Origin of the sequence: Neoakkermansia glycaniphila (assembly GCF_900097105.1) — a bacterium.
Classification (GTDB): Bacteria; Verrucomicrobiota; Verrucomicrobiia; order Verrucomicrobiales; family Akkermansiaceae; genus Akkermansia; species Akkermansia glycaniphila.
The window spans coordinates 1996755-2012617 of the sequence record NZ_LT629973.1 but is presented as its reverse complement, the minus strand read 5'-3'; the positions used below and the strand labels follow the sequence as shown (position 1 = coordinate 2012617).

The following is a 15863-nucleotide window of genomic DNA, read 5'->3' as shown; positions in this document are numbered from 1 at the left end:
AACGGGGTTGAGCCAACAAACGACCAACAGCCACAGCCCGCGCCCAGGCACGCGCAGACGGAACACCACACAGGCATCGAAAAACAGGAAAACATAGGGGAAGGGAGGAAGAGGGGCATCGGCATGGCCGCCTTGCGCACGGAAGCAAAAATACTCCGAACAAGGCGAACGAACCGCTCACGCGCATCATAGAAATAAACACGCCATCCCGTCAAGCCGGAAAACGCACAAACCCACGGCTCACTCCATTTCGGTGCTTAAATACCTCCTCCCTCTCCCGAAAAACATCCCATCAGCGCCCCTCGCGCATGCACAGGAACCACACGCCGCATAATGTTCCGGCACTTCCCCTGCGGCGCAAAAACAGGACAACCGGACGATCATCCCCGCCAATACCGCCCGCACTTGCCTGACAAGCAAGTCACTCCTCACCCACCTTTTCGAAAACGGCAAAGGAACTCTTCTTGGCCTGCTTCAAGGGGAACCTCCCCTTCCAGTATGGCTCACCATCGTCCAGCAAATCAAGCTTCACCCAGTCCTTGCTTTCCGGAATAAACAGACTACCTGTAATAGATGATTGGCGAAAACTTGTCACCTCCTTGCCCGGAGCCCACCCCGTCGGCAAGTCGATATAAGACGACCGGGGCACGGACGCACAAACGCCGCCTTCCGAATTCAAAAGCATCCAGAGCACATAATGCACCTCGACACCGTATTGCATATCTCCATCTTTATTTTGATAACCTGACAGATACATCCGAACATTCGTCTTCATGCATTGCGCCAGGGACAAACACATCATCACCGCAAGGAGAACATTTCTGAAAGATAAGCGTTTCATGGCAACAATCAAGGAATCGGCACACCAGGCATACAGCAGTCGCGCTTCGTCAAACCATATCTTCCATTGCCTCAGGCCACCCTGCGCACGAGCCCCGACCTTTCGCCGCATCTCCCCGCCATGCCCCTCCCATCAGCCCCCGAAATTGGGACGGTAGCGCGGATGGTAGAAATAGAAATTCACCACACCCGGATCCACTCTTCGCAGCTCCAGACTCCCATAAACGGCATGGAACCTATCCGGCTTGAACCGAACCACTTCATAACCTCGCACGGCAAGCACATATTCCGCCTTCTCCGGCGAAACACCCCGCGCCAAAGCCAGCTCCGTCACCCCGGAACCAACTTCATAGTATTGCTGCTTACCGGCCAGCACACCTCGGCATGCACATTCGGCCGCAGTCATGGAAAACGCCCATTCGGGATGAGTATAGCGATAATTGACAACGACAATACAAATAATCAACCCGACGATAACAAGAACAACGCTGGACAAAACTATTCTTTTCAACATATGGCAAAATCATCATGATGCAACCGTTCCATCAGAAAAACGCAGTACTTATCGGGAAGACATGCGGAGCATATCAATCTTGCACGCGCTTCCCGAGCATACGCTTCATTTTGGCATGCAACCGCCTGTCCCTGACAGAAACCGACTTTTCTTGATAAGCGATCTTAAAGCCCAATTTCTCACAAGGGGTAAAAGAAAGATCGATTGCCGGATACTGACGAGGAATCCCCAACTTGATGGCGCACCAAAAATCCTGGGTTTCACTCGGTAAAGAAATACGCTCCTGCGCAAGCAAACCCTCCAGATCCCTTGCCGTCATTGTACCTACCCTCCTAGGCTTACCGTCATACCCTCCGTATTCACAATCGTCCCGCTCAAGAAAATAAACGGGTATCTTATCGTCCCCGTTTTGCTCCATGCTGCGGAGGGTACTTCTCAACTCCTTCTCCCACGCTCCCTCTTCCCGGACCGTGGAAGCATGCTGCCACAAAGAACATGCAGGAAGCAGCAGCAGAACGATCAGCATGAACAAACATCTCATCCATAATGCCTCCCTTCGATGCAAAAACACGCTCCTGCCATACCGCTGACCGACGATCCCGGCAGAGCACAACCGCGCATCCAGCCCACTCTTCCCCGGAGAGTTATTCACTTCTGCCCCCCTTCCCCATCCGACTGCGACGAGCCCTTGCCCGCAGCCGCGCTCCTACGCTCCTCCAGCCGGAGCAAATCCTCGCAAACCTCCAAATAATCTTCCGCTTCCTCATGCCCCTGCTGGTCGGCCCTCCGAAAAAGTTCCTCGGCCTTGCGGGCATCGCGCGGCACGCCAATACCCTTCAAATAGCAGGAAGCCAGACAGAACAGAGCATCCTCATCGTCTTGCTCGGCCGCTTTCGCATACCACCGGATGGCCTGCTCCATATCGCGCTCCGTACCTTCCCCCTTCTCATAGCACTGGGCCAGATGAAATTGAGCCGATGGCAAATCGTGAAGAGACGCTTGCATAAACAAGTGAAACGCCTCTCTGGAATCCTTGGGCACTCCGTTTCCATCGGCATAACACAAGCCCATGAAAAACATCGCCAACGGATCCCTCTTCTCCAGAGCTTCCGTGAAGCAGGCAATCGCCCGCTCCGTATCCTGCTCCACGCCGACTCCGTCCACATAACATGCGCCGAGCATCGACAAAGCCTCGACGTCGCCTTGCGCCGCCGCCTTCCTGAAGCAGGATACGGCTTCTTCGGGTCGGGCATCGGTCCCTACTCCGAGCAAATACATCGAACCAAGATGGTTCAGAGCTACGCCAAGCCCCTGATCGGCAGCCTTCTTACACCAGAAAAACGCCTGCCGCACATCCGTCTCCACTCCCATCCCTCCTTCATAACAAAGAGCCAACATCAACTGCGCCTCAGCATGGTTCTGCTGCGCGGACTTGAGAAACCACGCGAACGCCTTCGCCTGATGGCCAGGCATGGACGAATCGCGACAATAGGCCAGTCCCACAAGGTATTGGAACTCGGAATCACCTTCTTCGGCTTCGGGCAAAAACGACTCCAAGGCATCCTCAAGACTGTCCGGCAACCTGAACCGAACGACAGAGGAATCATCTGCCGCCCACGATACGCCAAACGCGAACAATAGCCCGAACAGGGCGCCCCATACCTGAAAAGTACGTTTACACATGGCAACAAATGCGGAGGCGCCATACAAATACGGCCTTCGCACCGCAACGAAACTGCGATCATACTGGGAGTAGCTCATATCGGAGGGAATGGGGTAACAAATCGACTATAAACGAAACGCCACACCCACACAAGGCAAAAAAGGCCATTCTCCCACACCGTCCGCCCCCCTGTCCGCCCCCCTGTCCGCCCCCCTGTCCGCCTTCATCACCGCCTCACACCCGCACGGCCATGGACAGGCGCCCCCGAGGCCTCTTCATCAACACATCACAACCCCTCCTGCTCCATCACATACTCCCGTATCTCCGGCTCCACCGCCACCCACACAGGCTGCACATTCTCCTGCCGGCAACGCCTCACATACTTCAGCGCGTACTCTCTCGCCTTCTCTTTATCGACCCTTGTCCCCGTACCTTCATAAAACATGGCATAAAGAAACCTGTAGGCCTCGGAATCCGTTCGCTTCTCGAACCCGGCGATAGCCCTTTGAAACCATACGTCGGCTACTCGATCATCATTCCAGTAACTCCTGTATAACTCTCCGAGCAGCCATTGGGCTTCCGCCATCCCCTCCCGTGCGGCCAGCTCCAGCCACCGCTTGGACACCTGCACACACTCCTCTCCATACATATGATAATCGTAAAACCAGCATCCCAGCTGGTAAGCAGCCTCCGCATCGCCCTTGATCCCGCGCTGCAGCACATCCTGCGGCGGCGCCGGAATGGCCGGGCGCAAAATCCCCCTGCGGCAAATCCGCCTTTGCCGCTTCAGCAACTCACTCATTTGCACCTGATCCGGATGCTTCTCCGGGCTTGCAGGCTCGGCACACAAACAAGGCGAAACAGCCAAAAGGCCGAACAACACAACTGCTATCTTCTTCGATTCCATGGCGACGGCCACACTCAGCGGCGGCACGCCAAGCCTAGCACATCAACAAACCTGCAGCAATCCCCAACCATGCATACAGCGCGAATGCTTCCCATACCGCGAAACATTTCCGCCCGGCGGCACATGCCAGACCTCCAGAAGCCCCTTCATCTACCCATTATGCTCGTGCATCAAGCTCAACCGGCACACCGTCCGTCGCTGTCGGAACGACGGACACGACACATGCAGAGAACGCAGGCATCGCAATCATATCACCGGAGAATCCGGGGCGCGTGTAGACAACAAACCGTAGAGCCAGCCGATTGATCCACATTGGCGTGCAAATATTTCTCCAGAGTCGCAAGAAAAGAAGCGCATTCCTTCCTGATCACCGGAGACATGGCCTTCAGCTTGTCCGAACCGTAGTAGTCCACCTTCTCCAACTCATCCAGAACCTGCCCTATTTGCCGCTGCATGATGCTCCAGCGGTAGTGCAGGTATTGTGTGGCTGTACGGCTCAGCTGGCATTCCGTCAACGTCTTGTCCAGCTCCGCGTGAATATCCCCTGCTTCAATATAGATGGACATCTCAACCTGGAGGTTTGAGGTGCACGTATCGGCGGATGTACGGTCGCTCACCATGATAAGCGCATTGAGAAAGGAAGGCAGCCTGCCACTATCAATACTCTTAATGACCCCAATGTCATATTCAGATGCTACGTCGACATTCTCCCATGACACCAGAGGCGGCTCCATGTAATGCGCCTCAACCTCATAGGGAAACGGACGCCTGTAGGGCGGCGGAATCGTGGCGTAAATCCCTGTTTGATACGGAATGACATTTTGCCCCGTTTCGATCCGGACTCGCGGAATGGAGAAAAGAAAATACATCGCGTCGGGATAGGCATTCCCCATTTCCAGAAGAGGCCAGTCTACATAGGTGACGGTTTCTTCCTTGCCGCTTTTGGAGTAAAGCGAAACCTCCCATTCATCCGCCTCCGGATCGATTTCCGGATTGTTCTTGCGCAAGGTCATGGTCACCGTCAGGGGTACTGACGGTTTGATCGTCCATTCGGGCTGCTCTTCCATCCAGCAGTATTGGTTGTTCCGGTACCAGATGGCATCGCTTCCAAAAAACGAACAAGGAAACAGTTCGATCATATTCAGCGGTCGGCCATGCCCGGGCTGATTATCGACCTGTCGATCCTTGTTTTCAATCTCAACGATAGAGTCATAGTTAAGAACCGTGATCTCGTGATTGGAATGATTCGTAAACCGGCACGTCATCAACAGGGCGTCGTCCTTCTGCGGTTGAATCTCCACAATCTCGCAAGTCAGCCAGTGCCGTATATCCGGAATGAACAATTGTTGAACACCGAAACAATCGGACACCTGCTCCAAGCGATCATCAACCGGCATAACAGATTGTGGCGCGACTTCTTGCAAACTTTCGTTCCGGGAGAAATACGGCTCTGACCCACCTATGCAAACGGAGGCGAAAACCGGCAGGATCATCAAGGGAGCTGGATTCATGAAAGGAGGGTGCTTTGTTGCGGCAAATCCTGTTATGACGGAAATGAAGGACGATTGCAAGCATGGATGCAGCAGCCTCCCATACTATCCGGCCATACAGCTCCCCCCCCTTCGCCAATCCTCGGCAGATGAACCCGAACATATACTGACCGAAAACCTGTTGCGACCGCTTGAAATACATCGGCACACCCACTCCCTCCCGAGAATCGGCATAAGCACGCAACCTGACTTCAGACAAACAAAAAGACTGAAGCACCAAGCTGCGGCCAGCGGCAGCCACCACCTCATCCTGCCTGCCGTAGGCATCCAGCGGCTCCAGCAGAGAATCGGGCCCGCCGAACAACCCGCCCGGCGCATTCACCACCCTCCAGCACGGAATCGATCATCAGAACCTGCGCCATCCGGACCGCATCCCAGCAAAACGGCGACAGGGCATAAACTCCTTCTTGCATCAATCATACCTCTTCCGTCAGCCACCCCAGAATGCGCCAATCACGGTCAAACAAAACATCATAATTCGTGCCCCCTATATGCCCACCCATATCGGCCTTGGCACGATCCCACGCCGATTTGGCCCGGTACTGGACGATATATGCGACCTCATCCGGCCGCCGCTTGCCATGATACCAATGAATCGATACGGATTTGAGTTTGCCGGAGGTAACATATCGGGAAGCCTCCTCGCGGCCCTGCTCCAAAAACTCCTCAAAACCGGGCTCGGAAGGCCGGGGAATGGGATCCGTCTTCACATACTCGGACAAACGGTGCTCCAGATCATCAAGATCGGAGGGATACTCCTGAAGAATCTTCTCCATGCGGGAAGGCTCCGGAATACGACCATGGGGATCCAAACTGTACTTGATGTATAAAAACGGATACCCCATCCCGAACGGCATGGTAATACAAGCAAGGGCGAGCGCAAGCACGGCTCCCCCCATCCAGCGGAACATGGTCTTCATCTTCTTCATTTTGCTATCGAAACATCATCATATTGCCCGTCCTCCGGATACTCCTGCTTCAGGCAACCATGCTCCTCTTTCTCGAAGGAACAGGCTGCATCAAAACTCGAACTGCTCACGATCCTCCATATCAGGGAGGCTGGGTTCTTCTGGTACCTCAACCTTATTCATCGTCCGACATTCATCATCCACGACGCTTCCAATCTGTTGCATCACTCTCAGAATGCCGGGATCAATCATTTTTAACGGCACACACTGGGGATCGGTTTTATGTATCCGAAAACTTTCTGCGACACGGCACCCCGGTTCACAGCCGGCATTGGGAATGGATCGCATGCTCGCCAGCCAATAACCGCCTTGAGCGCGAAAAAACGGTAGAGGTATATGATCGCTGATCTCTTGCCCGCACATGATCTGATCAACCTCCTTCCAGGAGAAGATATCAATAGATTCGGTCATATAAGGAGAATCCGGCGAATTGTAAACGTCTAGTACGGCCGCTTCGGACACAACTGCCGCTCCATCCTTACGCAAAACGACATATTGGATATCGCCTGAAGACAGAGCCTTGCCTTTCATGTATTCCGGATTGGCAAAGGCCACACATCCGTACTCTTGGAGATACCCGATGATCGTTTGATGCAACAAAGAATCCTCTTCACGTGCGGCCATCCCGGTACGCTTTTCCGCAGGAATCTGAGTTACGCCCTCGCTCTTATCTTCGCAACCTGATAAAAACGCTATGATCCCGACAAAAATGACAGATGCCGTTTTCTTCATAAACGATAATCGAAGCTCATCCATGATATAAGTTATTCTATGATAGAAAAATTTGAGCACACGCACTTCTTTTCAGCGATGGAACCACGGGAGGTTCGGCGACAGTCGGTGAGATTGTAGTTGGAGGAGACGAGACCGAAGCCTGGATCGTGGTGCTCGGCGAAGAAACGGCAGGAGCTGTGCTCCGCCGCATCTCCCTCCATGGAAGTGATGCAGCCGAAGGAATCATACTGACAAGATGCGAGGTGCAGGCCCTTGCCGACGAAGAGAGAGAGATAAGGTTGTTGCGAAGGCCGTGGGCGTAGTAGAGGGTTTCGCGTGCCGTGCGTTCACGCGTCCACAGGGTGAGGGCGAGGGGGCGTGTGGCGACGGGTTCGGAAGGGTCCCACCAGTAGGTTTTCGCGACGTACGGGGCAGTTTCGTCCGTCGCATCGATTTCGGCAATTTGCACATATCCATGATAGATGGAACGGAGGTGTTTCGTCAAGGCGTTTTCATTTCTGCACGGTAATGATTGAATAATGAGGTAGACATCTCTCACATGAAGATATTGAAATGCTATTTTTGGGGGATCATTTTTCAGATTTTTTGATGAATATGTTTTTCATCCAAATGGATTGTATCATATTGTGGCCATGTGAGCTGGATACCATATTCTTCAACAGGAGAGATAGAGATTCCAATTGTCGGGCTATGAGGGGGTAAATCCCAGCGGAGGGCATACCAGAAATCTTGGGTCTCACCCACACGATCGATCTGTTTTGCTGCTGCGAGAGCGCGCATATCATCGGCTGTCAGAATCCCGATCTTTCGGGGTTGCCCATCATAAGCTCCGTATGCATAGTCGGATTCCATCAAATATAAAGGAATACCCCTTTGCGTATTTTCGGCAATTTTGCTGAAATCGTGCTGCCAATCCGGATCGCTGTTCAAGTTGCTTTTGACGGCATTGCATGATGCAAAACAGAAGGACGCGAATAGACAATAGATCATTTTCATGATAATGGAAATGCTTGTATAATTGAATAGTGTTAATAGGCGAGACCGAGGTTTTCGTCGTGGTGTTCGGAGAAGAAGAGGTAAGGGTTACTTACCTCCATGTCGCCTTCCATGGAGGTAATATTGCCGAAGGGATCGTATTCGCAGGATGTACGGAACAGGTCTTTGGCATCGAAAAGAGAGCCGACATTTCGCAGAGATCGCAGGCGTAATAGAGAGTTTCGGCGTACCGTGCCTTCACGCGTACAGAGGGGAACGACGCATTCAGCCGCAGGCCGGTTGACATCACGAACGGGGCAGTTTCGTCCGTCACGTCGATTTCGGCAATTTGCACGTATCCAGGATCGATGGAGCACAGGCGTTTCGTCACGATTTATGCCTCTCTAGAGCTTGCATGGATGCCCGCAGCAAAGAGAAATTGGCTGCGGGCATCGCGCATCATTTCACCTGAGACTCATGAATGGTAATTCCTGATTTCAAAAGAGTTGACAGAGATGGTGAATTGATGTTTACCGGAGCAATGACCGGATATGATTTCCCCTCTACATTGACGATAAAAACCAACGCTCCATTTGTTCCTCTTTTGGTGGAGAGAGGTTCCCGTTGTAGAAAGCGCCAATTGCCCTCAAAGGTAATCGTTCGGCTTTCTCCTTTTTTCAGAAGTTGCGGGTGCGTATAGTTGTCGGAGAAGATAGGTTTTTCCGGAGAGAGATTGAACGTACCTACAAGATAAGGTGTGTGATTTGCAGGGAAATAATAATAAACATCCTGCAACCCTTTATTCTCGATGGTGAGATCGAATATAAATCGTCCGTCCCGAAGTTCTTCAGGACCGTCAAGAGGCTTTAGCAATTCATCGATGCCACTGCCGTGTACGCGCAGATGAAATAATACCCACTCACTGAGAGGCGACGGATATGTGGAATTAAAAACAATCGCCCCCTTTTCTAGGGAATGCAAAGAAAATTCAGGGGTGGGTTCTGTGTTTTTTTCACATCCGGCCATGAACATTCCTATGCTGATGATAGCAGGTATGGATACGATGTTTCTCTGATGCATGAGGTAGATGGTTGAAGCTGATATTTTGTTCAAGATAAAATCAATGGACATATTGTTGTTTTTAAGTGCTTTTAGGCCATATAAAAGAATACTGCCGTTTTCGGTAATGGGGTACGTGAAATCCCGCGGCTTTTGATGGGGTTGCAGTAGCGATAGTAGATAAGGGCGAGGTCTTGGCTATGGTATACGCAGGCAGTGCGGATTCGACCCTACGGATATGACAAGATTTCTGGGCGTAGTCTGCTGTACGGGCACTTGGAAGAGGAAGCCTCCGAATGATGGATCATTATTTTGTACCGATGCTTTGGCCTCCTGCTTTTCGAAAGCATAGATGAACGACACGTTTGCATAGTAAATACCCGCAGTTTCTGTTTTGATGCGTGATGTGGAGAATCGGTGCATCAACAGCTTATGGAGGGGTGTGCCTGTTTCAGGAGGGGCTTGAAGGACTTGATCCGAACAGGAAAGAAAGGTTTCCGTCTCCTTTTCCTGCATGTAGACATGTGCAGTAAATCGTAAAGTAAGATGTTTGAACCGAATATTTTTCTGAGAAAGCGATGCACTGGTGTAAAAATCGACTTTTTTCGGTGGTGTGGTTAGGGTTATCAAGGAAGAACCGACCTCGACCCCGTGACCCACATTCATGTATGGCGACGAATCGTATTGTATGGTTCGTTGGATACTGACGGGGTATTCCTTGATACCTCGAATGAAAAACATGGTTTCCTGAGGGTACTGTGTCACGCTTTCCGTGACAGGAGCATTCAATAATGCAGCGTCCTGCAAAATGGGCATTTGCTCCAGATCATGAAATATCAGGTTTCCTGTAATGAAAATATCTTGGTTTGGCGAATAAAAAATGACCTTGATAAAGTACTTTCCATCTTCACCAAGGTGAAGGATGTTCCCCTCGGTCCTGACGAAATGGAAAGGCTGGAGATATTTTGCAGTTGAGAGGGAGCTTTGCGGCAATGGATTAGGGATCAACAAGGGAATCTTTTGGAACCATAGATGAGTTGGGCCCGGATGGATTGTGATTTGATCGGTGGCATTTTCCGTTTGCTGCGCAGGAGGCTGATTGTCCGATGCGCTGGCGGACAAGGCTGTTGTTGTTAAAAAGAAGAGTGTTCGGAGCATATGATGGTGTTTGTTTGAAGATTCGATAACCACCCATACGGATATGCCGTACGGGTAGTTGATATTTGTTTTGGCATCCAATATTGAATTGATTATAAAACAAAAAATGAGTCGAACCTTTATTGTGGAAAGAACAATTGTATAGGTACTAAGGGGACAGCGGGGTTTTCATGAAGACGGATAATCGCATGAGTATGCATATCCAATTTGTATATGTTGACGTCAAACCACTTTTTTGTTTGGCCGTTATATTCTCCTATTTGCAAGATAAGAATATTATTTTGCTTCTGAATGGCTATTATATGATAGTCTTTTAATATTTGAGGAATATCTTTTTCACTATATCTACACAGGTCATATCGGCAAGGCATACCCGGAAGAGGTTCATCCTCAAAAAAAGCATGTAGATAATAGTCTTCGTATAGATGCTTTTTTGTTAGTCCCAAAGGATCCAGGTCACATGATGAAAGACAAAAAAGACAGAAAATGATGCTTATATTATATACGTATTGCATTGTCGTATTTACATGTGATTCGACTTAATTGAGTTTTGGGTTTTGGTTGACATGGGTATTTTTTTGTCCAAGAATATGATTGGAACCAATTGTGCCCCATGCATCTTTTGTCGTTGCATTAACTGATACGGCTGGAACATGGTAGTTGTAACAGGCAAGGTCGAGGTCTTCGTCGTGATGTTCGGAGGAGTAGCGGAATGGATTTTCTTCCGCCATGTCGCCTTCCATGGAGGTGATGTTGCCGTAGGGGTCGTATTGGTAGGATGCACGGCGCAGGCCTTTGGCGTCGAAGAGGGAGACGACGTTTTTGCGGAGGTCGCGGGCGTAGTAGAGGGTTTCGCGTGCCGTGCCTTCGCGCGTCCACAGGGAGAGGGCGAGGGGGCGTGTGGTGACGGGTTCGGAGGGGTCCCACCGGTAGGTTTTCGCGACGTACGGGGTAGTTTCATCCGTCGCGTCGATTTCGGCAATTTGCACGTATCCATGATAGATGTAGCGAAGGCGTTTCGTCAAGGTTGTTTTCTCCCAAACCGCTTTTTCGATGCGTAGACCCATAAAGTCATAAACGCTGTCGATGCGCCGGTCTCCCTGCTGGAAGAAGGTGGTGCGGTTGGCGGCGTTGTGTTGGGCGTTCCATGTGACGGTGCGGATGAGAGTTTGGTTGCTGGCAGCATCGTAGGCGGGGGTGACGGTGTTGAGGGCGGTTTCCTTGTGTTTGAGACTGTAGCCGCTTGTGCGCCCCCATACATCGCGGTTGAGGGTGACGATGCTTTCGACGAGTCCGGTTGTTTGTTCGCTTTCCAGTTCGCCGTATTGATTGTAGCGGAAGGTGCGGGTGCCGGAGGCGTCGGTAACCACGGTAGGCGGTAGAAATGAAACCGTGTTTATTATTGATGGTGATGCGAGCTCTTTCCTGAAAAAACGAAGAGATACTCCATTCTTCGGGCACAGAGGTGAGGACACCGATCGACAAACGGGATTTTATCATACAGCTTATCCAGCCACCACTACAATCCCAAAGGATCCATATTCATGTCCGTTGTTCCGGGGGAAATGGCTGAGGATATCGATAGTAAACATCCGCACGAGACCCTGAATTGATACTCTGAAGTCATCGAATGGAAAAAATATTCGTTATACACTCATCACGAATACATTATTCCACTCACAAAATCACTCAACTAGTCATAAGCCATGATTTTTTATCAACAAACACCTGTAGTAAGAGTATTCTTACTACAGGTGGCCAAACGCGACTTGATTTATATTAACTTATGGGGGAATTGACGATATGAATGCTTGTTGTTATGTAATCACAATTTTTCAAACCGTTCTATTATCTTTCGGAAATTGTATATTGTTTTGGATCGATCCATTCAATCTCCTGATAACTACCTTGCACCAAACCTTTCTTCCGCTGCTCATGAAAGAATTGAGCAGGAGAGCCTCCCATTCTGTCATCTAATAACATCATGAATCCCCAATCTCTCAGGAGAGAAAAAATAGCAGGAAGTTTTTCTGCAGAACATGGTATTTCGTAATAAGGCGACATGCTTATACATTCAATAATATCGGTAAACCAGTTAGGAGGAAAATTTGCTTGTGTTTTTCGCATGCCTAATTGTTGTAAATCAAATCGGATCTTTTTGATGCTTCCACAATGTAGAATGATATAGCTGACATTGGTCGACAGATTAGTATTCAGATATACAACATAATTGAGTTTCGATGTTTTAAACATATGAAGTAGATTGATGTGATGATTTATAGAGGCTGCGGCGGCCATATTTTTGTAGAAACGGCATGTTCGATATCGGTTTGCAATTTAGGACCTCCACGTGGTAAACCTTTGCCTGTTTTGTAGGTTTTATAAATACCTTGGATGAAAACAGCTTCCGTCCAAGATATTAAGAATTAGCAAGAATATGCTAATTAGTTATTAGCTATTGATAATCGCTTTACGTATCAATATACATTATTCGACGATATACTCCGTATGGATAGGCTGAGGAACTGTTGATGAATGTTTTAAAGAGTAACGGCCTTTCCAATATGATTCACCGTTTCGGTCTAAATCAAGATCGACCCATTCCTTATTGTGAGGAATAAACAGCTTTCCTGTGATATCGGGATCTCTAAAACTTGTTGCCTCCATGCCAGGAGTCCAACCTGTTTTCAACGAGATATAATCAAATCGTGGAATTTGTGCACATATACCTCCTTCAGGATTGAAAAGTGTCCATAAATCATAATTGACCATTACACCATATTCGGTTTCTCCCACACTGTTTTTATCCTCTGTGAGATCCATGCGTACATTGGTTTTAATACATTGAACCAACGAGAAACACATAATCACGGTAATCAGAATATTTGTTATAGATAATTTTTTCATCATGGCATACAGGGTTGTCTTTGAATTTTCTTATATTCACTCTCTTTCTCTACCCAATTTTGTATTCTTTGTTGGATTTTGTCAAACGCATCAACATAACCACCTTTAATATGGGAACCTATATACTTAATTATCCATCCTAATATATTCGTATCGTACAAAGGCCTATTCCCAACAAATCCGTACAAATTCCAGCCACCTTGTTCAGCGATGGGATCGCGTGAGGTCCATCTGCCGTCGGTGGGGTTGTAGTGGCAGTAGTTGTAGTAGACCAGACCGAGGTCTTCGTCGTGGTGTTCGGAGGAGAAGCGGTAGGGGGGTTCCTTGGCCATGTCGCCTTCCATGGATGTGATGTTGCCGTAGGGGGCGTATTGGTAGGATGCACGGCGCAGGCCTTTGGCGTCGAAGAGGGAGACGACGTTTTTGCGGAGGTCGTGGGCGTAGTAGAGGGTTTCGCGTTCCGTGCCTTCGCGCGTCCACAGGGTGAGGGCGAGGGGGCGTGTGGCGACGGGTTCGGAGGGGTCCCACCGGTAGGTTTTCGTGACGTACGGGGCAGTTTCGTCCGTGGCGTCGATTTCGGCAATTTGCACGTATCCATGATAGATGGAACAGAGGCGTTTCGTCAAGGTGTTTTCACTTGGTGATTGCATTCACCCCCATGGCAAGAGACATATTGCCATGGGGGTTGGATCTTGACTTCTGCTTGTTGAAAAATATGCTATATCAAACAAGAACAACAATGAGCCATTTTATGGATTGCGTGCGTGTTACTCTTCTTCCTTCAGCCATCCAAGAATGCGGAAACGTCGATCAAACAGAAAATAATACGTCGTTCTATCTGTCAGATCACCCATATTGGCTTTTGCTCGTCCCCAAGCTGTTCGTGTCTCATAGCTTTTGATATATTTGACCGCACATGCTTGCTCTTTGTCGTGATTCCAGTGAATAGATGGAGCATTCAATTTTCCTTCTGCAATATACATGGCTGTTCCCCTCTCCAAATATTCCTGATAATCCTGAAAATCGGGAGCACCCAAATGTGGAGTACGTATAGCAATACTATTTTTATAGAGTCGATCTTCTATATCGTAAATAGTTTCTGGCTTTGTTCTGATGATATCCTCCATAAGACCCGGTGTGCACTCCGGGTTAAAAGTATATTCTATATATAAAAATGGGTATACCATCACAAACGGCATGGTGATACAGGCAAGGCCGATCGTAAGAATAACCCCTCCTATCCAAATACATATGATCTTGATTTTTTTCATTTTCTTATAAAATTTCTTTGTTTTTTACGCACCTCTAGTTGATATATTGTGTGGCATATTCCCAAAAATTTTTGTTCTTTTTAAAATCATATACTGCACCATGATCTGTACCAAAATCCGCCGTACAATCTTTCACATGTACATTCGGAGGTATTTGATCCTGATGTTCAGGTCCATCTTCTCCAAGCGCAACATACATTTGTGAAATGCGATACCAACGATCCAGAATATTATCTTTCCGACTATGTACCACATGTATTGATTCTGTAAACTTGGCCGCCTGAGCAAATTCTTTACCAGGCTCCAATACATTTTGATTGACAGCGGCATTGGTTAAAACAACATGCCCAATCCCACTAACTTTATTCTTAGGCGTTTGCAGTGCATTCAGGACTATTCGAGCACCCAAGCTATGAGTTCCTATGTGAATCCTTGTTTTCGGGCATTTCTTTTTTAAGTCACGAATAAACTTGGAAAACGCACCTTTCCCCACCTCATGAGCAATCTCTATAGCTACCTGAAAGGCTACCTCGGGAACATCTCCAGGCCAAGTAAAACCATACACTTCACATCGTCCCTTCGCTTGTTTATATGAGGTCTCAATTGCTTTAAAACTATCCTCCGCCTGTTTCAATGTCACATTGAATCCATGTATCCATATAAAAACACATCCACAGTCAGGACAAGCACCAATGTCCCCTTTATATGGTGCGACGGTTCTAATATGATACCAATAAATCGGGAGAAGCCTCCCTGGCCTTCGCTCCCATTGCCAAACTAATTTCACTGTCTGACGAGCACTAATCAACGTATAAAGTCCCAACTGATCAGTTTCACCAATTGGCCTATTCCCGACGAACCCATACAGATTCCATCCACCTCGTTCAGCGATGGGGTCGCGTGAGGTCCAGCGGCCATCGGTGGGGTTGTAGTGGCGGTAGTTGTAGTAGACGAGGCCGAGGTCTTCGTCGTGGTGTTCGGAGGAGAAGCGGTAGGGATTGCTTTCCGCCATGTCGCCTTCCATGGAGGTGATGTTGCCGTAGGGGTCGTACTGGTAGGATGCGCGGCGCAGGCCTTTGCCGTCGAAGAGGGAGACGACGTTTTTGCGGAGGTCGTGGGCGTAGTAGAGGGTTTCGCGTGCCGTGCCTTCGCGCGTCCACAGGGTGAGGGCGAGGGGGCGTGTGGCAACGGGTTCGGAGGGGTCCCACCGGTAGGTTTTCGCGGCGTACGGGGCAGTTTCGTCCGTGGCGTCGATTTCGGCAATTTGCACGTATCCATGATAGATGTAGCGGTGGCGTTTCGTCAAGCCGGAAGAA

General features: G+C 49.3%; 18 protein-coding genes. All 18 read right to left on the bottom strand.

What is annotated here, in order from left to right; translation table 11 throughout:
* Positions 1-421 precede the first annotated feature (421 nt).
* On the bottom strand, positions 422-721 hold the full coding sequence (locus PYTT_RS13405; protein WP_141675704.1) for a hypothetical protein: 300 nt from the start codon (positions 719-721) through the stop codon (positions 422-424).
* Positions 722-973: 252 nt separating this feature from the next.
* A complete protein-coding gene (locus PYTT_RS08390; RefSeq protein WP_156850355.1) occupies positions 974-1246 on the bottom strand; it encodes a hypothetical protein in 273 nt (90 codons plus the stop codon).
* A gap of 181 nt (positions 1247-1427) precedes the next feature.
* Positions 1428-1880: a hypothetical protein gene (locus PYTT_RS08385; RefSeq protein ID WP_067772886.1), complete on the bottom strand. Its 453-nt coding sequence runs from the start codon at positions 1878-1880 to the stop codon at positions 1428-1430.
* 122 nt (positions 1881-2002) lie between these two features.
* The gene (locus PYTT_RS08380) at positions 2003-3037 is read right to left on the bottom strand and encodes an SEL1-like repeat protein (protein WP_172801793.1); all 1035 of its coding nucleotides are present in this window, start codon (positions 3035-3037) and stop codon (positions 2003-2005) included.
* 266 nt (positions 3038-3303) lie between these two features.
* A complete protein-coding gene (locus PYTT_RS08375; protein ID WP_141675712.1) occupies positions 3304-3819 on the bottom strand; it encodes an SEL1-like repeat protein in 516 nt (171 codons plus the stop codon).
* Between the two features lie 356 nt (positions 3820-4175).
* Positions 4176-5435, bottom strand: coding sequence for a hypothetical protein (locus PYTT_RS08370; protein WP_141675711.1), 1260 nt, complete (start codon positions 5433-5435; stop codon positions 4176-4178).
* A 455-nt stretch (positions 5436-5890) separates the two neighbouring features.
* On the bottom strand, positions 5891-6394 hold the full coding sequence (locus PYTT_RS08360; RefSeq protein ID WP_156850354.1) for a hypothetical protein: 504 nt from the start codon (positions 6392-6394) through the stop codon (positions 5891-5893).
* Positions 6395-6493: 99 nt separating this feature from the next.
* Positions 6494-7198 (bottom strand): hypothetical protein, encoded by a 705-nt coding sequence (locus PYTT_RS08355; RefSeq protein WP_067773018.1) that lies wholly within the window; start codon positions 7196-7198, stop codon positions 6494-6496.
* A 13-nt stretch (positions 7199-7211) separates the two neighbouring features.
* Positions 7212-7661 carry a hypothetical protein gene (locus PYTT_RS13400; protein WP_156850352.1) on the bottom strand — a complete coding sequence of 150 codons (450 nt, stop codon included), beginning with the start codon at positions 7659-7661 and terminating at the stop codon, positions 7212-7214.
* 92 nt (positions 7662-7753) lie between these two features.
* Entirely contained in the window at positions 7754-8173 is a 420-nt protein-coding gene (locus tag PYTT_RS08350; protein WP_067773016.1) for a hypothetical protein, read from the bottom strand.
* Between the two features lie 438 nt (positions 8174-8611).
* Positions 8612-9283, bottom strand: coding sequence for a hypothetical protein (locus tag PYTT_RS08340; RefSeq protein WP_067773010.1), 672 nt, complete (start codon positions 9281-9283; stop codon positions 8612-8614).
* A gap of 126 nt (positions 9284-9409) precedes the next feature.
* Entirely contained in the window at positions 9410-10369 is a 960-nt protein-coding gene (locus tag PYTT_RS08335) for a hypothetical protein (protein WP_067773008.1), read from the bottom strand.
* A 539-nt stretch (positions 10370-10908) separates the two neighbouring features.
* The gene (locus PYTT_RS08325; protein WP_067773003.1) at positions 10909-11739 is read right to left on the bottom strand and encodes an RHS repeat-associated core domain-containing protein; all 831 of its coding nucleotides are present in this window, start codon (positions 11737-11739) and stop codon (positions 10909-10911) included.
* Positions 11740-12217: 478 nt separating this feature from the next.
* On the bottom strand, positions 12218-12667 hold the full coding sequence (locus PYTT_RS13395) for a hypothetical protein (RefSeq protein WP_141675709.1): 450 nt from the start codon (positions 12665-12667) through the stop codon (positions 12218-12220).
* 189 nt (positions 12668-12856) lie between these two features.
* Positions 12857-13279 (bottom strand): hypothetical protein, encoded by a 423-nt coding sequence (locus tag PYTT_RS13390; RefSeq protein ID WP_141675708.1) that lies wholly within the window; start codon positions 13277-13279, stop codon positions 12857-12859.
* On the bottom strand, positions 13276-13902 hold the full coding sequence (locus PYTT_RS08320) for an RHS repeat-associated core domain-containing protein (RefSeq protein ID WP_067773001.1): 627 nt from the start codon (positions 13900-13902) through the stop codon (positions 13276-13278). The genes PYTT_RS13390 and PYTT_RS08320 overlap by 4 nt, the downstream gene beginning before the upstream one ends.
* Positions 13903-14043: 141 nt before the next feature.
* Positions 14044-14547, bottom strand: coding sequence for a hypothetical protein (locus PYTT_RS08315; RefSeq protein ID WP_067772999.1), 504 nt, complete (start codon positions 14545-14547; stop codon positions 14044-14046).
* A 34-nt stretch (positions 14548-14581) separates the two neighbouring features.
* A complete protein-coding gene (locus PYTT_RS08310) occupies positions 14582-15853 on the bottom strand; it encodes an RHS repeat-associated core domain-containing protein (protein WP_067772996.1) in 1272 nt (423 codons plus the stop codon).
* Positions 15854-15863 lie beyond the last annotated feature (10 nt).